Origin of the sequence: Nostoc sp. CALU 1950 (genome assembly GCF_051172895.1) — a bacterium.
GTDB lineage: Bacteria > Cyanobacteriota > Cyanobacteriia > Cyanobacteriales > Nostocaceae > Nostoc > Nostoc edaphicum_A.
Map to the genome: position 1 here is coordinate 97,146 of NZ_JBDNJQ010000006.1, position 20,564 is coordinate 117,709.

Sequence of the window (20,564 nt, forward strand, 5' to 3'; positions counted from 1 at the left end):
CCCCTTTTCCACGCAATAATCAACATTTCCGAGATCCGATACCTGGCACTGTGGGCTGATAGTAATTCGCCTGAATAAATTTTTCAGCTACCTCATGCACCTCCGTACTTTCAGTTACTTTTTGGTTATTCCAAGGTAAACTCATTTGCCCAGGCGATGACTTTTTAGCCTTACCAGCCTTAATCATCGACGGCAAAAAGCGACTACCCCGATAATTTCTCTTCTCAGGCTTTGCTTGCGGTCGATATTTCTGACAAAACCTGCGATACTTCGCCGCGCATTCATCCAAAGTTCTGCCCAACTGCAAAAATGCTGGATGCCATTGAGTGATACCGTCATTACTCAAACGGTCATGAGTGCCATAATTGCTGAAGTCATAGAAAAAACCTGGCTGCATTTGGGCAGCTTTGGGGTTAGCGTGAATATATCTCAGGGTATTTAAAGCTCGTCGTTTATCGGTATTGGCAAAACCCGCACTGTGGTATCGCTTCTCCCAAAAATGCCCTGTTCGGTTCAACATTCGGTTAAAGCACATAGCAGTGTACCAGTTGAGCCAGTGCATGATTTTTGGTAATTCCTCTGGCTGTTTCGGTTCTAGCAAATAATGTACATGATTGCTCATTATGCACAGTGCATAGAGTTTAAAACCATACTTTTGCTGTGCCTTTTTGATGGCATAAAGAAAAACCTCACGGCATTCTAAGCGCGTGAGACGAAATTCTCGATTATTACAACGGGTGGTGATGTGGTAGCAGAAACCTGGTTGAAAGTTACGACGAGGACGAGACATAAAACACAAATTTATACGTCTAGATACCCGACTTCTTAAACTTAATTAAAAATGGGTGGATAATTCGACCCTTTTACAATTCAGTGAATTGTGCGTAGTTTACAGCCGTAGGCATCGCTTCCCCAAGATCCCCGACTTCTTAAAGAAGTCGGGGATCTGAATAATCTGTAGTGGAAAGTGCGTAGGCGTAGCCCGTCGTAGACATCGCTGTACTAGCGAACTCCAACGAAACCAGCTTGCTCAATAGCCCTTTGCCCCTGGTCAGTTAATAAAAGATTGGCATAAGCATCTCCAATCTGCTGTTCTGGACCTTTATTCTGCTTAATAATCACAAACAAATTAGCAATCATCGGATAACTGCCATTTTTGATCGCCTGACTATTTAGCTGGTTGCGCTGACGTGGACACTGTTCAGGCGACACCATCGGTTCGCGGTAGGGGGGAATTAACTGACCAGAAGTGTTACCCAACGGTAAAGCCTTCACACTACATTGAAAGACTACTGAACGGGCGGAAGCATAATACACACCACCAGGGGTTTTACTGAGTTGGCGCACTGCCTCTGTAGTAGAGTAAACATACTGCACGTTAGAGCCAAGTGCTTGCCCCTTTAAGTCGCTGTTAGTAGGGAATATTACTGTATCTGCGTCCTCTGGTCGTTGGGAAAAAGCTGTGATGGGTAGATTTGGCCCACCGACTTGATTCCAATTGGTAATTTTCCCCAAATAAATCTGCTGTAATTGTTCAACAGTTAAACCAGGTACATTGAGTGATGGGTTGACTACCACTGCTATCCCATCCATACCTACCTGACGTTGCTCAAGGGTGAAGCCTTGCTCTCTTGCGATCGCTTTTTCTTCATCTGTGAGAGGACGGGAAGACTGAGCAAAGTCTAGTTTCCCATCAAGCAACATCCGAATACCGGAGCTAGAACCAGGGCTGGCATTAACAGGATTTACATAGCGTAATTGTAGTTCCGGGCGATCGCTCTGGATCTGAGAATCTACCAATTGCCGGATAGATGCCCAAGCTGTACTGCCTCCGTAGTTGAATGAGGCAGGGGGAACATCAGCAACTGTCTGAAAATTTGATGTGTTATTAGATACACTATTAAAATTTTGAGCAGATGAAGAGTTAACGCTGTTGCGGGTCGATAAGTTTGGCTTCAATAACCACCAAAGTAATCCGCCAATAACCATAAGTGTCAGAACTTTACCAATAATCAAACCTCTGAGAAAGAGGGCGATTTCGCTGTTAATTAAAGCTTTTCTTTGATTTGTATTGTCCATATCTTTAAATTTTGTTTATTGTATTTATCTTACATGAATCTCTAAGTATTTATCCTACAATTATTTTTAAATATAAAGTAAACCTTTCATAGCTATTTAATAGATAGTTTTATGATTGCTACTAGATGATTAACTCTTTTGTAGTGAAATTAAAATTGCTATTTGGTAGTTTTTGTAATGGTGCAATTGCTTTGACAGATTCCTCTGTTAGCTGCTGATTTGGCTACTAGGTTATTCGTATTAGTTAACGGGAACTCAACAAATTTTTCCAGAAAACTCTTTAGTGGAGTAGGTTGGTTTGGAAGCGATGTCCCCGTATTAATGAATGTATAAATTAAAACTATTACTATCAAACTAGTAGTTGCGCCAAGACCGATACCCAGCAGTAAAATAAAGTTTCTATAAGTTAACAAATAGGTATCATCAGCCTTGTGGTTGATGTCAGCAGATTGTGAGGAATGTGACAACGCCACATCAGAATTAAGTGCTTGTAAAGCTTCTGTGGCAGACTGGTAACGCTGGTTGTAGCGATCGCGAACCATTGTATCTAAAATATTTGCCAGAGCGTCACTTACCTCTGCCTTGTCGCGCCAGATAACTTCTCCATTACTGGGATCTTCTGGTAGTTGCTCAGGTATTAAACCTGTCAAAGCTTGAATGCCAATCATCCCGACTGCATAGATATCGCTACAAAGTTTTGGCTTTCCCTTAGCCTGTTCGCTTGGCATATAGCCAGGAGTCCCAACAGCAATTGTTAAGCCTGCTCCCAAAGCACCAATTTTCTTAATACTGCCAAAGTCAATTAGTACAATCTTCTGATCAGAATACCGCCGCATTAAGTTTTGAGGCTTAATATCTCGATGAATAATATTGTGTTGGTGAACGAAGGCTAACACTTCCAGGATATCTTTTAATAAATTTAAGACTGTATTCTCGCTTAGACGTTGACCTGGTATAATTTCTTGAGTCAAGGCGTGACCGTCAATAAATTCCTGGACTAAATAAAAATCTCCATCTTCATCAAAATGGGCAAACAGTCTAGGAATTTGATCGTGGTCGTTGCCTAGCTGGTATAAAACTTCCGCTTCCCGATCAAATAGCTTTTTAGCAATGGGTAGAACAGCAGGATTGGAATCTTTGGGGTGGAAGTGTTTAACGACACAATGGGGTTGTCCTGGTAAATCCAAGTCAATGGCTAAGTAGGTATCACCAGATCCCCCGCTTCCTAAGTGTTTGACAATCTCAAAGCGATTGCGAAGTGTTTTTCTGGCGAGAGAGTATCGATGTCTGTTACGTATACCTCCTCCTAACAAGTAAGTATTACCATATCCTCCGCTTCCCATCAGTTTGACAGTCTCAAAGCGACTTCGGAGTGTTTTTCTGACTAGAGGGTTCTGGCTCATATGGCGTATACTACTTCTTATATTTACTGACCATTCAGAGCTTGGGTGAGGTTATAAATGCCTGCTGCTAGATTTGCTGATATTTGAGGCAGTCACCTTATCAGGCCTTATATTTATGTGCTTTGGAGCAGTTTCATGGTTAGCAGCTTTATTGGTTCATTTAATACCTTTATAGGCATCTTAATACAAAATTAATTTCTGGAATAGTTCAATAATCTTATCACTTAAGTAAATTTAACACTAATCCACAGTATTTAGAACTGCGGGCACAGGAGAACATTCATAGAGTCAGGAGGTGTATTTATTTTAACTTTTGGGTCTTATTACTGACAAAACATTGAACACAGGCAGTTAAAAGCACACATACCATTACAGTATCACCACAATTTGGTTACCAGATTTTAGTCATTACTAGCGCGATCGCATTGTAATATCAACATGAGTTCGACAAAAATAAAAAATAGCAGGTAATTCCTGAAGCTAAATATCTAGTGATGGTTTTTGAAGCAAATAGGTATAACTTGTCAATCACTCATGTTTTATTGTCTAAATGAGAAAGTATTTAATAATTTTGCTTATAGAAAACATCAAAAATAGAAATTAATAAGTATTTTTCCTTATTAAAAATATGATATAGGTCTCATCTTTGATTTCTGAAAAAACTCAGTACAACTAAGAAGCCTTCTTTCCTATTGCCTATTTCCTATTGCCTATTGCCTGCTTACGCAAATTCGTTCAGAAGTCAAAGCGGATTCCTATAATTAATATGTGAACTACTCAAATGAGAAAGCAAAATGGCGAATTACAATGCTTGCGCTCTCTCCAAGAAGTTAAAATTTTAACTTTACATTACTAGAAAAAATGTTAGGACTGCTTTCCCTTCAATTAAATCCGCGTAAATTTGCGAACTTCATTTATTGGTTTACTCTGTCCTTAACATCTCAAGCTACAGCATATTAACTGGTTATTCAATAGTTTCTATAAAACATCCGACTTTTCCGACTTTTCCCACTTTTTACTCGCTTCTGTATCAATTGCAATAACTCAGTTGCATTTCGAAAAAGTAATAGTGTACATTTTATCGAACAGAATTCAGGAGTCAGGAGTCAGAATTCAGTTGGGTATTCTGTATGACTGGCGGATAGCGCAGCTTTAGCGAGTCATTGAGCGTCTTGATTCTGACTCCTGAATTCTGACTTCTGAATTCTTCTTCAATTAACTCTTGTAAAACTGTTTTATAGGAAATTCAAGACAGCCATCTGCAACGGCAGCATTCTGTTAATTAAACAAAAAAGCCCCCTAATGGGGGCCTATTAAGTTGTTCGCGTGGAGTGAACAACTAATAATTAATACTCACAGTAGATACAGTAATCCGAACAAAATAATCCAAATCACGTCAACGAAGTGCCAGTAGATTTCGGCTGCTTCAATACCAAAGTGCTTTTCGTTACTATAGTGGCCCGGAACGCGCGATCGCCACAACACAGCAACAATTGCCAAAACACCGATTGTAACGTGCAATCCGTGGAAACCAGTCAAAACGTAAAATGCACTAGCAAATAAATTGGTAGTCAAACCAAATTCCAAATGGGTATATTCATATACTTGACCTATCAAGAAAATAGCACCCATTGCAGCGGTAATTGCTAACCAGATTCGCGCACCCTTTGCATCATTCTTTTTAATAGCAGTGTCGGCATTGTGCATGACAAAACTACTAGAAATTAGATTGATAGTGTTGACTCCAGGTAACAATAGTTCTAACTCTGGAGTACCTGCTGGCGGCCATGCAGGTAAGGTAGCACGGAAAGCCAAGTAGGCTCCGAACAGTCCCATAAAAATCATCCCTTCAGCAATCAGGAAGACATATAGTCCAAACAGGCGATGGTCTGGATGTTCTTCATGATGACCGACAGATGCTTCTGCCGCATGATGATGATTAAGTTCGGTTTTAGCTGGGTCAATAGTTTGACTTTGCATGAATTTTGATAAGTGGGGAATTGGGCATTGGGCATTGGGCATTGGGCATTGGGCATTGGGAATGGGGCATTGGGCATTGGGAAGAGAATTAATTAACCAGTCCCCAGTCCCTAGTCCCCAGTCCCTAGTCCCCAGTCCCCTGTTTATTTCCGATCTTCTGGATTAGCAGCAACCGCTGGGTCGGGTTCTGCTCTTAATACTGAGTTGGGGCCACCAGACAAAATGGGATTGGGATCAGACAAAGGTACACCTTCGTTAGCATGTTCCAAACCGTAATCGTAGGGGCCTGTAGCCAATACTGGGGTTTGATCGAAATTCTCGATCGCAGGTGGTGAGGTAGTCATCCACTCTAAGGTCAATGCTCTCCAAGGATTATTGCCAGCTTTCTCGCCGTACAACCAACTCCAAATTGCATTGATGATGAAGGGGAATGTCGAAATTGCCAGTATATAAGAACCATACGTGCAGATTTCATTTAGTGTGGTGAATTTGGGGTCATATTGGGCGATACGGCGATTCATGCCCATTAAGCCCAGTTTGTGCATAGGTAAGAAGGTCATGTTTAGACCGACAATTGTCAAGGCAAAGTGAACCTTACCCCAAAATTCGTTTATCATCCGTCCCGTCATTTTCGGGAACCAATGGTAAATACCAGCAAAAATCCCCAGTACGCTACCACCAAATAGAACGTAGTGCAAGTGAGCCACTACAAAATAGGTGTCGTGAACGTGAATATCAAAAGGCACTGCTGCCAACATCACGCCACTAATCCCGCCGATTACAAAAGTGCCAACAAAGCCGATGGCGAACAGCATGGCGCTGTTAAGCTGGATTTTTCCACCCCACATGGTGGCTAACCAGCTGAATATTTTAATCCCTGTGGGTACGGCAATGATCATGGTGGTGATCATGAAGAACATCCGCAACCAACCGGGGATACCACTGGTAAACATGTGGTGTGCCCAAACAATTAGCCCCAAAAAGCTGATTGCAAGAGACGAATAAGCGATCGCTTTATAGCCAAAAATCGGCTTGCGGGAATGCACCGGGATAATTTCTGAAATTGCGCCAAAGAAGGGCAAAATCATGATGTAAACCGCAGGGTGGGAGTAAAACCAGAACATGTGCTGGTATACTACTGGGTCGCCACCGCCAGTTGGGTTAAAAAATGTTGTCCCGGCAATTAAGTCAAAAGCCAGCAGAATCAAACCTGCTGCCAGGACTGGGGTTGATACCAAAACTAGCGCTGAAGTGGCGAACATTGCCCAGCAGAACAAGGGCATTTGATGAACGCCCATGCCGGGGATACGCATCTTCAGCAATGTTACCAGGAAATTTATCGCCCCCAAAATAGATGATGTACCCAGGAGCAAGACACTCATAATCCAAATGCCTTGTCCCACTTGCCCTGTTACCAAACTCAGGGGAGGGTAGGAAGTCCAGCCTGCATCCGGTGCATCGCCTACCGCTAAACTGGCAATCAGCAATATACCCGCAGGGGGGATCATCCAAAAGGCAACAGCATTCAGCCGAGGAAATGCCATATCTTTTGCCCCAATCATCAGGGGAATTAGATAGTTAGCAAACCCTGCGCCGGTTGGCACGATCCAGAGGAAAATCATGATCGTGGCGTGCAGTGTGAACAGACTATTGTAGACTTCCGGGGTGACAAAATCTACCTCTGGAGTTCGCAATTCCGTGCGAACCAAGTCAGCCATTACGCCGCCAATGCAGTAGAAAATAAACGAAGTGACTAGGTATTGAATCCCAATCACCTTATGGTCGGTTTGAAAGCCAAAGAAGTCTTGCCATTTTCTGACCCCTGGTTCCTCAAGAAGGGCGGGGATATTCGCAGTTTCTTGCAACTGAGCTTGTGTCATAGTCATTAGTCATTGGTCATTAGTCATTAGTCATTAGTCATTGGATTTTGACTAAATAACGTGTTGACTAATGGTGAACTTGATGAAGGATTTCTGGCTTGATTCCCATGTTCTTGGTGTAAGGAGCAAGAAATTCATTTGGGGATAGATCGGTAGGGTTAACAGCGATCGCTTGATTTAGCGTTTCTTTGCTGGCAACTAGCTGTTCTTGCATCCATTTATCAAAGGCTTCTTGTGGCTCAACAACTACTGGCGCTCTCATTGCACCGTGGTAGGGGCCACAAAGTTCAGCACAGATTAGGACATAATCTCCTGCTTTTTGGGGGGTGAAGCGAATCTCGCTTTGCCTACCGGGGATCGCATCTTGTTTCAGGCGGAACTCTGGCACCCAGAAAGCATGGATGACATCGTTGGCGGTCATACTGATTTCCACTTCTCGCCCAATGGGGACGTGCATTTCACCTGTAGTTATGCCAGTTTCAGGATAGGTGAAAATCCAGGCATATTGTAGACCAGTGACATTGACTTGTAATTCTGCTGGTTTACCTGCTTTTTCAGGAGTTCCCCCAATTGTCGGGGCAACACTACCTACACCTGGAGCATTCCGCAGTTGGGGAATTTGGTCAGCATTGCGGACTTCTGCGGTAGCTGGGTCTTGCATTGCCTCATCAGATTTTTCTTGATTGAGGTTGGGTGCGGTGCCAGGAGGTGTATCGCTTAAAGTTGCGGCGATTGCGGTTCCCGCACGCTGCGCGAACGCACTCCCATGCCCTGGCATTTTCATTGACTCCTGATTCATCGGTGCTTCATGAATAGAATGGGGATCAAAGCCACCCATTTCGTTGTAGACATCAAAGCTGTAAACAGAAATACCGATAACGATAATTGCTGGGATCGCTGTCCAGAGAATTTCTAGAGGTACATTGCCCTCAACTGGTGGGCCGTCTTCATTGTCACCTGCACGCCGACGATACTTAAATGCAGAGTAAATTAAAATACCTTCAACGAGCAGAAATATCCCTGTGGAAACGATCATCATCGTGTTGAATAGACCATCCACCAAGACGGCTTCATCAGTAGCGGCTGCTGGCAACAGACCGTGATTTTGACCGTACCAAAGGCTGGCTAGCGTTAGCACGATGCCAATGAGTAATGTCCAGATGGAACTTGGAATCTTCACGGCTTACTTAATTGAATTTACTATGTTATCTCGAAGCTACTCACTTACTAAGGTAGTCTAGGCTGTCAGACATGGGGGACAAAGGTCTGAAATTTTTATTAATTTTTTTGGCTATTTTAGTAATTTTGAGTATGAGTTTACTATCATACAACGCCAAAAATAGATGCAAACCAGTGAAAAAATTTAAGGAAAAATTTAGAATGCTTAAATTAATTGTGATTAATCAATTTCTGACATCTTGAAAAATACCTAAAGCTTCAGGCAAAACCTTTCTGGAGTGATTCAAAGTATAAGTGAGTGCTAATCTATAAACCCATAGCCTATACGCTAGGGTGGAGATAGGACACTAAAAGAAAATTGAAAATTTTAAGAGATCCACCAAGAGCGGGCAGAAGGTATCGTTCATGAGCGAATTTGTCCTACAACAACAAAATGAAGCGGCTCTTCAGCAGCAAAAGCCCAAGGAAATGATTCGGCGCTTGGTGTGGAAAATGTGCATAGCCACCTTAATTTTGATGGCCATAGGCAGTGCCACCCGCGTCATGAATGCAGGGCTTGCTTGCCCAGACTGGCCCTTATGCTATGGCGAACTCGTGCCAGCCAAGCAAATGAATCTCCAAGTATTTTTGGAGTGGTTTCACAGATTGGATGCGGCTTTAATTGGTGTAAGCGCGATCGCACTTTTTGGCTTGTCCTGGTGGCGTCGTCGCTTCTTACCCTCTTGGCTGCCTTGGGCATCCACATTCGCCCTATTTCTAATCGTCTTCCAAGGCATCTTGGGGGGACTCACCGTTACCGAACTATTGCGGTTTGATATCGTTACCGCCCATTTGGGAACGGCGCTGTTGTTTTTTACCACCCTCCTGATTATCGGCACAGCACTCACACCCTATCAGGGGAATGGAACCGTTGGTAAGTTGCCTTGGGTTGCTTTAACTGCCGCTGTTCTGGTTTACCTGCAAAGTATTCTAGGTGCTTTGGTAGGCTCTCGCTGGGCGTTACACCAATGCCTCGGCGGTTCTCAACTTTGTACTGTAATGTACAGTCATATTGCTGGTTTGGTGCCGCCAACAGTGGCAACCTTGGCAATGGTATTTATCTGTTGGCGGACACCAGCACTACATCCAGCCTTACGGCGACTGGCAAATATGGCTGGTGGGTTGTTGACCTTACAAATCTTGTTGGGATTTGCCACCTTCAAATTACACCTCCAAGTCGAGCCTCTCACCGTCTCTCACCAAGCTATAGGAGCTACTTTGCTAGGTACTTTGGTGGCTTTTACAGTTTTATCACTACGTGATTCAGTGAGTGTTGAGTCACGTTAGCGGTAGCGGGGCGTTTAGCCCGTGCTGAGTGCTGAGTAGGGAGTGGAGGAGATGAGGGAGCAGAAAAAGAACTCCTAACTCTTGTACAGACGCGATTAATCGCGTCTCTACTTTTAACTCAGCACTGAATGATACATCTGTGTTTTCATTTGCTTGAAAGAGCCAGCTAGAGCGGGGGCTGCATATACAGCAGATTTCAAGGAAAGTGTTGTACACAAGCTAAGTCTCAAAACCAGGTATAAAACCTGTTTTACTTCTGAATTCTGAATCCTGACTCCTGAATTCTGCTGTAAGTTGTTGAAAAATAAGGAACCAGAGCCAAAATGATTGAGACTAATGTCTCTCGCCACCACGAAACATTTTTACAGGTAGTTCAAAGCTACTACCAGCTAACGAAGCCTAGGATTATTCCGTTGCTTTTGATTACCACGGCTGGAAGTATGTGGATTGCTGCTAAGGGAGAAGTAGACCCATTGCTGTTGCTAGTAACTCTCACTGGTGGCACTTTGGCTGCTGCAAGCGCCCAGACGATTAACTGTATCTATGACCGAGATATTGATTATGATATGGAGCGGACGCGCCATCGTCCGATACCTTCGGGTAAAGTGCAGCCGCGCGATGCTCTAATTTTTGCGATCGCACTGGCGACAATTTCCTTTACACTCCTAGCAGTATTTGCCAACCTGTTAGCTGCCCTATTAGCATTCTCTGGCATCGTCTTTTATATTTTGGTCTATACCCACTGGCTAAAACGCCACACCACACAAAATATCGTTGTTGGTGGGGCGGCAGGGGCAATTCCGGCTTTGGTGGGTTGGGCTGCTGTCACAGGTACATTAAGCTGGTCAGCGTGGTTAATTTTTGCCATCGTCTTTTTGTGGACACCGCCCCATTTCTGGGCTTTAGCTCTCATGATTCGGGATGATTACGCAAAGGTGGGGATACCAATGCTACCTGTGATTGAAGGTGATACAGCAACAGTACGGCAGATTTGGTACTATACGCTGGTGACAGTATTTGCAACCGTGTTATTGGTTTATCCCTTGGGTGCAAGTGGAATTCTTTATGCTGCGATCGCCCTAAGTCTGGGAGGATTATTTATCCACAAATCTTGGCGGCTGTTGCAAAATCCAGAGGATCGCACTGTCGCTAGAGAGTTGTTTCTCTATTCCATCTCCTACATGATGCTGTTGTGTCTGGGGATGGTAGTTGATAGTCTTCCCGTTACCCATAATCTAATTAATGCGGTGAGCAATCAGTTGCATTTTATAGCTTAGGGGATGGAAAATTTAGCGATCGCGTTTGGTAAAGGGGCGCGATCGCATTTTAAATGATCAACCCAGAGTATGATTTTTGACCATGTTTATTTTCACACAAGTCAAGACTTTATTTTTGAGTAGATTTAGGGACTTGCAAAAAATAAGTTATCCCAAATTATTTCTAGATTTGTAGGGGCGCAACTTTATGTAAAATTGACAATAGGTAAGGCAATATGTACCGTTGTTTCTTGTTGATAAACACTGAAAATTGAGAACTGCCCACCACAAAGTTCGGCGATTTTTTTGACAAGCTTTAAGCCCATACCTATACCCTGCTGTTCGTAAAATTTGCGTTCAAACTGCATAAAAGCACCAATTTTAGATATTTGTTCTGCTGTCATACCCCGTCCTAAATCATGGACATAGACATTTAGCATTCCTGCCACCACCTGACTACTGATTTTGATCGCTGTCCCAGTTTGGGAGAATTTGAGTGCATTATCAACTAATTCATGGAGGACAATCGCTAAATATCGAGCCGATATTAAAACCTTAGCTTCTTCAATTGCAAATATTAGATCGTCGCTACGATTAACACCTTGAGCATGAGATTCCAAAGCTGCTGCGATCGCTGCCATAGAAAAATAAGTGGACTGAGGTTCGTTTTTTTTCTGCTGGTGTATTGATAGCTCTAGTTCTAAATAGATCAATAATTGTTTGGTTAACTTTTCTAGTCTCCGGGCGGATTGATCTGCCAACTCTAAAAGTTCCAGGATCTCGGCAATATTCATGCCATCAATATCTTCCATGAGTAGGCTGATAATTCCGACAATGCCATTTAGTGGTGTATTGAGTTCATGGGGTAAAGCAGAAGCCAAATTGCCGCGCAGTTCATTCAGTGTGCTTTCCAAGACTTTAATACTACTTGCTTGGATCTCTGATAAATTTTGGATTTTGTCATACTGTTGCTTAATCCTCAGCATTGAATGAATGCGTGCCCGCAGTTCAATAGCATTAACGGGTTTACTAATGAAATCCTCCGCACCTGATTTTAGGCAACGAGCGAGGTCTTCTTTAGCGGTGAGAGCCGTTACCATGATGATCGGAACAGGCTGCCATTTTGGTATGGCTTTGATTTGCTGACACACTTCTATGCCATCGGTTCCCGGCATCATCACATCTAGCAAAATTACATCTGGCTGAAATAGGTTGAGAGATGCGATCGCCTCTTCACCACTAGCAGCATAGTGCAGCAGATAATTTTGCTCACCTAAAAGTGTTTCAATGACATCAAAGTTATCGGGTTGATCGTCAACGACTAAAATAGAGGGCTGATTCATTTGTCATCCTTGGTTGCATTTAAAAGTTGTTGAATGGTGGTGGCCAGTTGCTTAAGCTTTATGGGTTTACTCAGATAGTCGTTGGCTCCTGCTTTTAAAGAGCGATCGCGATCGCCCGTCATCGCCAACGCAGTGAGCGCCACAATCGGAATATCAACCAAGTTAGAATCGAGGCGAATTTGTCTCATCGCCTCTAAACCGTCCATTCCCGGCATTTGAATATCCATCAAAATTAAGTCAGGGTGGTAAGTTTTAGCAACGTCGATGGCTTCTTGCCCATTCTGTGCCAACACAATGCGATAGCCCTTGGCTTTGAGGTAGCTAGAAACTGTACTGATATTGGCTTCGTTATCTTCTGCTAGCAAGATTAGGGGGGTAAGGCTTGCTGATTCGTCGGTGCTTGGAGAGTCCCGTTCTGGAGTCACGGCTGGTTGATCGTCTGCTGTCATTTCTGGTGAAACGCCAAAACTAGGAGTATAAGGAAGATCGATGGTGAAGCAACTGCCCACACCCAGTTCACTGATTAGCCCCACGCTACCGCCGTGAAGTTCGACAATTCGCTTCACTAATGCCAGTCCCAAGCCTGTACCTGCATATTGACGATTTAAGGCGCTATCAATTTGCACAAAGGGCTGAAATAGGTTCTTGATATTCTCTGGCGAGATGCCAATGCCCGTATCGGTGACAGCAAAGTGCAAAAAATGTTGCTCTGTTAAATCAGTAGTTGAGATGTTTCGGAAAAGTTGCGTAACTTCTAAGATAATGCGCCCCCTCTCTGGAGTGAATTTAACTGCATTGTTGAGCAGGTTAATTAACACTTGACGAATACGGCGTTCATCCACGAGCAAGTCAGGTAGATTTGTTTGAAGTTTGATTTCCAGCTGAATCCGTTTTTGCAATGCCTGCTGTTTGATAAACACCAAACTGGATTGGCACAGACGAGCCACTGAGATTGAGGTATAGTCTAGTTCGATTTGTCCGGCTTCAATTTTTGCCACATCAAGGATGTCGGTGATCAACTCCAGCAAATGAGAGCCGCTGCGCTCAATGGTTCGCAAAGCTTTGAGTTGTTGCTCGGTGACAACACCAAAGACTTCCTCTTGTAGCCCTTCGGTCATGCCTAAGATAGCGTTAAGGGGGGTGCGGAGTTCGTGGCTCATGTTGGCCAGAAATTCATCTTTGAGGCGAGTGGCACGAGCGAGTTCTTGGTTAGAAACTGCTAGTTGTTGATTGCTGTGGGTGAGCTTTGCTTCCGCCTGTTGTCGTTCGGCGAGTTCTTGTTGTAATTGCTCAAACAGACCCGCTTGCTGAATGGCGATCGCCAATTGGTTGGCAATTTGTTGCAAAAGTTGCGCTTCAGAGTCTTTCCAGACTCGTTTTTCTTGACAAGCATGGACAACCAAAACCCCCCAGAGCTTGTTAGTTACCCAAGGGGCAACCCAGCGATGATTTTCGCTACCTCGCACGTCTTGTAAAATCGGTGCGACAATTTTGGACTGGATTTGACCTTCGCGGGAGTATTCTACCAGGCACTCTGTCCAGATATCATTCATCACATCAGGAACGATGCGGGGCTTACCCTGCCAGTAGCAATCGAGAATTTCTTGAGACCACACTTCATTGTCCCAGTGTCGGTCTTTGAGGGCAGGGAACTCACCAGATACGGCTTCTTGAACAATTTGACTTCTACCGTCAGCAAACAGGCGGAAGACGATGACGCGATCGCTGTGCAGTACATCTTTAACCTGCTGAGTCACTGTTGCTAAAATCTCGTTAATATCTAACGACTCCCGAATTTTTTGGACGATTGCCCCTAAAGTTTGCTGTCGCCGCAGTTGCAGGGCAATCCTCGCTTCGGCTTTCTGCCGTACCAACAGTTCAGACTGGATTTGCTCGTAGAGATTCGCTTGTTGAATAGCGATCGCCAACTGGTTAGATAGTTGTTGGGTAAAGTCAATCTCAAACTGTCGCCAGTGGCGAGTTGTTGCACATTGATGAATGCACAGTAAACCCCACAACTTATCGCCACAAAGCAACGGCATTATCAGATTGGCTCGCACCTGAAATTTAGCTAGGATATCAGTGTGGCAAGTTTTCATCCCACCGTTATAAATATCATCGACGACATGAAATCTGCCCAAAGCATAGAGAGATGAATAATTTTCGCCAAAGCAATGGTCATGTATCCGAATTGCCACTACTGAAGGAAACCCTTCTACAACCGATTCAGCTACAAATTCGCCGTCGTCAAAGTTGCATTCAGGATAGAACTTGAAAATTCCCACCCGATCGGACTGAATTACTTGGCGGATTTCCTGACAAGCGGTGTCAAAAATGGTCTGGATATCTAGGGATTGACGAATTCGCTGGGTGATTTCTCGCAGCAGTTGTTCTCGTTCAACCTGTTGGCGAATGATTTCCTCGGCTTGTTTGCGTTCACCAAGTGCAGCTTGCTGTTCGCTAATATCCACTACTATACAAATGCTTTGATTGTCTGAGCCTGGAAGAATTGCCGCTCCAATCAGTACAGGAATCTTGCTACCATCTTTGCGGTAATATTCCTTTTCTCTGGGATTGATCGCGCTATGTTGTATCAGATGCTTCATTGCGACAAAATCAGCAGGAACATGTTCCGGTGGGGTCATTCCCAGCCAATCAATTGTCCCGGCATCTAAGTCATCCCTGGTGTAGCCCACCATCTGTAAGAAGCGCTCGTTGGCATCGAGAATTTTTCCCTGAAAATCGGCAAAGAGCATACCGACTACATTAGAATCAAATATTTGCCGGAAGCGCATTTCACTACTTTGCAGGGCAAGTTCTGCTCGTTTGCGATCGCTAATATCAAAGTTAACTCCAATCATTTTCTGGGGATTACCCTGAGCATCTCGCACCACCATGCCATAGGCTTTGATGAAATGGATGCTGTCATCGGGATGTACAACCCGAAACTCAGTATCGTATTCTACCTTTCCTAAAAGGGCTTGCTGGAGCAATATTTCGGTGGGGTTAAGGTCATCAGGATGTAGCCACTTTTCCCAAATCTCGTAGTTTACATAAGAATCAGATGTTTTCGTGACACCATACAGCGCGTACATCCGCTCATCCCAGAAGATGGTGTTTTCTTTAATGTCCCACTCCCAACAGCCGATCGCCCCAGAGTTGAGGGACAAGGCCAAGCGCTCCGATATTGTCTGGAGTTGCACCTCTCGTTCTTGGAGTTCAGTTGTGCGTTCTGCGACTTTGGCTTCTAGTTCTTGATTGAGAATAATATAACGCTGTTCGCTCTCCCGCAGTCGATTTTCCGCTTGCTGGCGCTCGATCAATTGCTCTTGCAATTTTTTGTGGGTGGTGGCTTGCTGAAGGGCAACTGCCAATTGCACTGATAAAGCTTGTAGCAGTTCGACTTCTTCCGGTTCCCAATCACGGGGGTGCTGACTTTCGGCGACATTGAGCAAACCCCATAGTTGATCACCGCAGAAGAGCGGTACTAAAATTTTGGCTCGCGTCTGGAGGGCAATCAGCATATCTCGGTGACAGTCTGAGATTTTGGCCTTGTAGATATCCGACACGATGCGAATCCGCCCCTGGTGGTAAATTTCAGTGTAGCCTTGTTTTAAACAGGTGTCACCAACGCGCTGACCCACCAGTGAGAGTGAAGAATCAGTGGACTCGGCAACGACGATAGTTTGCCAATCTGGTTCAAACTGCCAAATATTGACGCGATCGCAGCCCAACAATTGCCGCACTTCTGTGACGGTACTATCCAAAATAGTTTGTAGACTCAGGGATGAGCGAATTTGTAAGGCGATCGCTAGCACCAATCTCTCCCGTTCGGCTTTCGCTACTAGGAGCATCATTCGGGCTTCAATTTGTTGTTCTAGTTCAACGGTGCGGGTTTCAAGGAGTTCGATTTTCTCTGTTTCTAACCGTACTGACTTTTTGTCCAACACTTCCGCCAACTTGTATAGCTCTAACGGGTTGAGGGCTTGTAGCAAACTAGTCTGAGTGACAATTCCCAATAGTTCACCCTGTTTCCCCGTCACCGCCAACCTGCGGATTAAGCGTTGTTCCATAATCTGCTGTACCACCCACAGCGAATCATCAGGTTTTACGGCAAAAATCGGCGTACTCATTACCGCCTCTGCTAGACAATTTTTTAAGTTCAAGCTCAATGCCTGAAATTGCACAAGATCGCGCTCGGTGATAATTCCCACAGGAATTTGCAGAGGTTCAGTTTGGCTACCACCTGGCTGTACAATCACGATGGAACTAACCCGGTGTTTTGCCATCAGTTGAGCGATCGCCAGCATGGAACTATTTGGCGTAGCACAAATCACCTCACTCGTCATCACTTCACAAACCAGTCGCAACCGCAACAAATCCACAGGGCGAGAAGACTGCCGTAGACTTTCATTAGTTACCAGCCCCACTACTCGCTCCTGATCGTCCAGGATTGGTAAGTGGCGAATGCGGTACTGTTGGAGCAAATTAACAGCAAAAAATAAATCGGTAAAATCAGACTCGTGCTGGGTGAAGACTGGATGGATCATCACTTCCCGAATTGCCAAATTCTCAAAACAACACTGCTGGGCAGATAGACGTACCACATCCCGTTCCGTGAAGATACCTAGCAATTTCTCTTCTTCTACTACTAATACGCAGCTTGATCGTGCCTCTAGATAAAGTTCATCCAGTTGCCCATCCACCGTTTTAGTCGTCTCACAAAGAGTCCGCACGCCACTCATCTGAGCGATCGCGTCCATCACAGTTGTATCCGGTTTAACTATCAGGGGATGACGGATGATCGCAGATTTCAGTTCTGATGAGGTGAAACGGTTAAACATTGATCTATTGGCAAAGGGATTTATTCTTGATTGTTCCCATTAGCAACAGACAAGTTATACCAATTCTCTAAAATCCGGCAATAGTTGAAGTAGATACAGCAGATTTCAGCTAAAACTGGCGTAGGTTGGGTTGAGGAACGTAGCTTGCTTCCCGCAGGGTAACCCAACATTATCAAGGCTTTGTTGGGGTCGAATCCCCTTTCTGTTCTATCTCCCCTGCTCCCTGCTCCTTTTCCCCCTGCCTCTTTGTTGAGCAGATTTACTACTAATGGTATCTACAATCTAAAATCACTTTTGCTAGCGTAGTGATATGAGGTTTATCAAAAAAGCTTCATGTTCAAAACCTTGCCCGCAAGTGGCGCGAAAAATCCTTGTATTCTCTTGGTAGGTAAAAACCCCACCCCGAAGTGTCTGTCTGAGTTTAATTGCGAATTGCGAATTGGATTTATCGCTCCCCAGTAAGCGCCTGGAAGCAAAAGGATTAATATGGCTCATTTAAATCAGCGTCGCTCTCAAAATGTCAACGGCGATTTTTATGTAGATACTACCTGTATTGATTGTGATACCTGTCGCTGGATGGCTCCTGAAGTATTTTATGATGTTGACGATCAATCGGCTGTTTATCATCAACCAACCAATGAGGCGGAAAGATTAGCCGCATTGCAAGCACTTTTAGCTTGTCCTACCAGTTCCATTGGCACAGTTGAGAAGCCAAAAGATATCAAAGCTGTTCAACAAAGTTTTCCAATATTAGTAACAGAAAATATTTACCACTGCGGCTATCATTCGGAAAAATCTTATGGTGCTGCTAGCTATTTAATTCAACTTCCAGAAGGTAATATTTTGGTGGATTCTCCCCGGTTTACGCCGCCTTTAGTCAAGCGTTTAGAAGAACTGGGGCCAATTCGTTATATGTACCTAACTCATAAGGATGATGTGGCAGATCATCAAAAGTTTGCCGAGCATTTTCAGTGCGATCGCATCCTCCACGTTGATGATATTACTGCGGATACTCACAATGTAGAAATACAGCTAACTGGTTCTGAACCATTTGCCTTGACTCCAGATTTCTTAATTATCCCAGTTCCCGGTCACACCAAAGGACAAACCGTCCTACTTTATCAAAATAAGTTTCTCTTCACTGGCGATCATCTCGCTTGGTCAGAAAGCTTGCATCAACTGGCTGCATTCCACAATGCCTGCTGGTATTCTTGGTCAGAACAGACTAAATCAATGCATAATTTGGCTAATTACTCTTTTGAGTGGGTGCTACCAGGACATGGACGAAGGTTTCATGCTGATAAAGAAACCATGCGCCAGCAGATGCACAAGTGTATTGAGTTAATGGAATCTTTGAATTGACCAAATAATTTATAATTATTCGGTTATATGGCAAAATCCACGAAAGACCTAACCCCCAACTCGTCGCGGGAATGGGGAAAATTCAAAGTCTCTCTCCTTTTGGAGAGAGATTTAGAGAGAGGTTTTCCAGATCCCGTTAAAAGTCAGACACGCCGAAATAACAAATGAGTACTCCGAAATAGCAAATGAGTACTCCGAAATAGCAAATGAGTTCGCCGAAATAGCAAATGAGTTCGCCGAAATAGCAAATGAGTACTCCGAAATAGCAAATGAGTACTCCGAAATAGCAAATGAGTTCGCCGAAATAGCAAATGAGTTCGCCGAAATAGCAAATGAGTACTCCGAAATAGCAAATGAGTTCGCCGAAATAACAAATGCGTTCGCCGAAAGGTCACACTGATATTGCATACAAACCAGCGATCGCTATAACCTGAGTTTTAGCACCCTTTTAACCAAACACGGATTATGAAAAAGCTGATCAACAAGCCAGAAGACTTTGTGCGCGAAAGTCTAGAAGGTATGGCGGCGGCTCATTCCGATTTAATTAAACTGAACTATGATCCCACTTTTGTCTATCGAGCCGATGCGCCGAGACAGGGTAAAGTAGCAATTATTTCAGGTGGTGGCAGTGGACATGAACCAATGCACGCTGGCTTCGTAGGCAAAGGAATGCTGGATGCAGCTTGTCCTGGTGAGGTTTTCACTTCACCGACTCCAGACCAAATGCTAGAAGCAGCAAAACTTGTAGATGGAGGCTCTGGTATCCTTTATATCGTCAAAAATTACAGTGGCGATGTCATGAACTTTGAAATGGCAACAGAGTTAGCTCGTAGTGAAGGCATTCGATCGCTAAATATTTTGATTGATGATGATGTAGCAGTGAAAGATAGTCTCTATACCCAAGGACGGCGGGGTGTGGGAACAACAATACTGGCAGAAAAAATTTGTGGCGCGGCGGCTGAAGCTGGGTATGATTTGCCACAAATAGCAAACTTATGTCGTCGAGTAAATCTAAATGGACGGAGTATGGGAATTGCTCTAACATCTTGTACAGTCCCCGCTAATGGAACACCGACATTTGAATTGAGCGATCGCGAAATTGAATTAGGTATCGGTATCCACGGTGAGCCAGGAACAGAACGTACAGCCCTCAAATCAGTAGATGAGATTACCGAAATTTTGACGCGATCGCTCATTGAAGATGCAGCATACAGCCGTACACTGCGCGAGTGGGATGAAGACAAAGGAGAATGGTTAGATGTAGAACTAACAAATCTACCATTTGCAAAAGGCGATCGCCTGTTAGCTTTCGTCAATAGTATGGGTGGAACTCCAGTTTCCGAACTATATATTGTTTATCGCAAACTTGCCCAAATTTGCGAACAGCAAGGATTGCAAATTGTCCGAAACTTGATAGGCCCCTACATAACATCTCTAGAAATGCAAGGTTGCTCTATTACCCTACTGAAATTAGATGATGAGATGATCCGACTATGGGATTCACCAGTAAAAACGCCGAGTTGGCGTTGGAGAATTTAACTAATTGCTAACATTGTAATTTTAAGGTTTAAGTACCTTTGATGTATACTAATGCAGAGTTTCTCAGGGTAAACAAAAGCCCCAAGCAATCATAATTGCTTGGGGCTTATTGAATTATAGAACCTGGCATCGAGCTATTTTTGCGTAGGGCTACCCCTAAACTATCGTGGCCGCAGCAGCGTTTCACCTCTGAGTTCGGGAAGGGTTCAGTGTGGTTCCACCGCGCAATAGACACCAGGAAAACCTGATGGGAATTAAAAATTAAAAATGTAAAATTAAAAATGACTTTTGAAATTTTACATTTCTAATACTTCAGAAACCCTGAAGACTGCAAGTAACGCGAATTATGAAGTAGAACAAATGAGTTGTGAGG

General features: G+C 44.0%; 13 protein-coding genes and 1 rRNA gene. 5 read left to right on the forward strand and 9 right to left on the reverse strand.

The window, feature by feature from the left end:
* Nucleotides 1-19: 19 nt before the first annotated feature.
* The 4 genes from ABF638_RS03450 to ABF638_RS03465 form a co-directional block, all read right to left on the reverse strand.
* Nucleotides 20-790 carry a transposase gene (locus tag ABF638_RS03450; RefSeq protein ID WP_435020287.1) on the reverse strand — a complete coding sequence of 257 codons (771 nt, stop codon included), beginning with the start codon at nucleotides 788-790 and terminating at the stop codon, nucleotides 20-22.
* A 212-nt stretch (nucleotides 791-1,002) separates the two neighbouring features.
* Nucleotides 1,003-2,079: a PstS family phosphate ABC transporter substrate-binding protein gene (locus ABF638_RS03455; protein ID WP_435020289.1), complete on the reverse strand. Its 1,077-nt coding sequence runs from the start codon at nucleotides 2,077-2,079 to the stop codon at nucleotides 1,003-1,005.
* A gap of 158 nt (nucleotides 2,080-2,237) precedes the next feature.
* A complete protein-coding gene (locus ABF638_RS03460) occupies nucleotides 2,238-3,482 on the reverse strand; it encodes a protein kinase domain-containing protein (RefSeq protein ID WP_435020291.1) in 1,245 nt (414 codons plus the stop codon).
* Nucleotides 3,483-4,835: 1,353 nt separating this feature from the next.
* Entirely contained in the window at nucleotides 4,836-5,462 is a 627-nt protein-coding gene (locus ABF638_RS03465) for a cytochrome c oxidase subunit 3 (RefSeq protein ID WP_181930890.1), read from the reverse strand.
* Between ABF638_RS03465 and ABF638_RS03470 the strand changes: the two genes are divergently transcribed.
* Nucleotides 5,461-5,628 carry a hypothetical protein gene (locus tag ABF638_RS03470; RefSeq protein WP_435020293.1) on the forward strand — a complete coding sequence of 56 codons (168 nt, stop codon included), beginning with the start codon at nucleotides 5,461-5,463 and terminating at the stop codon, nucleotides 5,626-5,628. The genes ABF638_RS03465 and ABF638_RS03470 overlap by 2 nt on opposite strands.
* Here the strand turns inward: ABF638_RS03470 and ctaD are convergent.
* Nucleotides 5,606-7,342, reverse strand: coding sequence for a cytochrome c oxidase subunit I (gene ctaD, locus ABF638_RS03475; protein ID WP_435020315.1), 1,737 nt, complete (start codon nucleotides 7,340-7,342; stop codon nucleotides 5,606-5,608). The genes ABF638_RS03470 and ctaD overlap by 23 nt on opposite strands.
* Nucleotides 7,343-7,409: 67 nt before the next feature.
* A complete protein-coding gene (locus tag ABF638_RS03480; protein ID WP_435020295.1) occupies nucleotides 7,410-8,522 on the reverse strand; it encodes a cytochrome c oxidase subunit II in 1,113 nt (370 codons plus the stop codon).
* A gap of 404 nt (nucleotides 8,523-8,926) precedes the next feature.
* On the opposite strand from ABF638_RS03480, the gene ABF638_RS03485 reads away from it, so the two are divergent.
* Together ABF638_RS03485 and ABF638_RS03490 are read left to right on the forward strand one after the other, a co-directional pair.
* Nucleotides 8,927-9,847, forward strand: coding sequence for a COX15/CtaA family protein (locus ABF638_RS03485; RefSeq protein WP_435020297.1), 921 nt, complete (start codon nucleotides 8,927-8,929; stop codon nucleotides 9,845-9,847).
* Nucleotides 9,848-10,170: 323 nt separating this feature from the next.
* On the forward strand, nucleotides 10,171-11,124 hold the full coding sequence (locus ABF638_RS03490) for a heme o synthase (protein WP_435020299.1): 954 nt from the start codon (nucleotides 10,171-10,173) through the stop codon (nucleotides 11,122-11,124).
* 185 nt (nucleotides 11,125-11,309) lie between these two features.
* Here ABF638_RS03490 and ABF638_RS03495 read toward each other — a convergent pair whose 3' ends face one another.
* Together ABF638_RS03495 and ABF638_RS03500 are read right to left on the reverse strand one after the other, a co-directional pair.
* On the reverse strand, nucleotides 11,310-12,446 hold the full coding sequence (locus ABF638_RS03495) for a hybrid sensor histidine kinase/response regulator (RefSeq protein ID WP_435020301.1): 1,137 nt from the start codon (nucleotides 12,444-12,446) through the stop codon (nucleotides 11,310-11,312).
* A complete protein-coding gene (locus tag ABF638_RS03500) occupies nucleotides 12,443-17,290 on the reverse strand; it encodes a GAF domain-containing protein (protein ID WP_435020303.1) in 4,848 nt (1,615 codons plus the stop codon). Before ABF638_RS03500 ends, ABF638_RS03495 begins: the two co-directional genes overlap by 4 nt.
* A 486-nt stretch (nucleotides 17,291-17,776) precedes the next feature.
* On the opposite strand from ABF638_RS03500, the gene ABF638_RS03505 reads away from it, so the two are divergent.
* Nucleotides 17,777-18,652 (forward strand): MBL fold metallo-hydrolase, encoded by an 876-nt coding sequence (locus ABF638_RS03505; protein ID WP_435020305.1) that lies wholly within the window; start codon nucleotides 17,777-17,779, stop codon nucleotides 18,650-18,652.
* A gap of 465 nt (nucleotides 18,653-19,117) precedes the next feature.
* Entirely contained in the window at nucleotides 19,118-20,191 is a 1,074-nt protein-coding gene (gene dhaK / locus ABF638_RS03510; RefSeq protein ID WP_435020307.1) for a dihydroxyacetone kinase subunit DhaK, read from the forward strand.
* Between the two features lie 121 nt (nucleotides 20,192-20,312).
* On the opposite strand, the gene rrf is transcribed toward dhaK, so the two are convergent.
* Nucleotides 20,313-20,430: ribosomal RNA gene (gene rrf, locus ABF638_RS03515) — 5S ribosomal RNA — on the reverse strand.
* Between the last annotated feature and the right edge of the window lie 134 nt (nucleotides 20,431-20,564).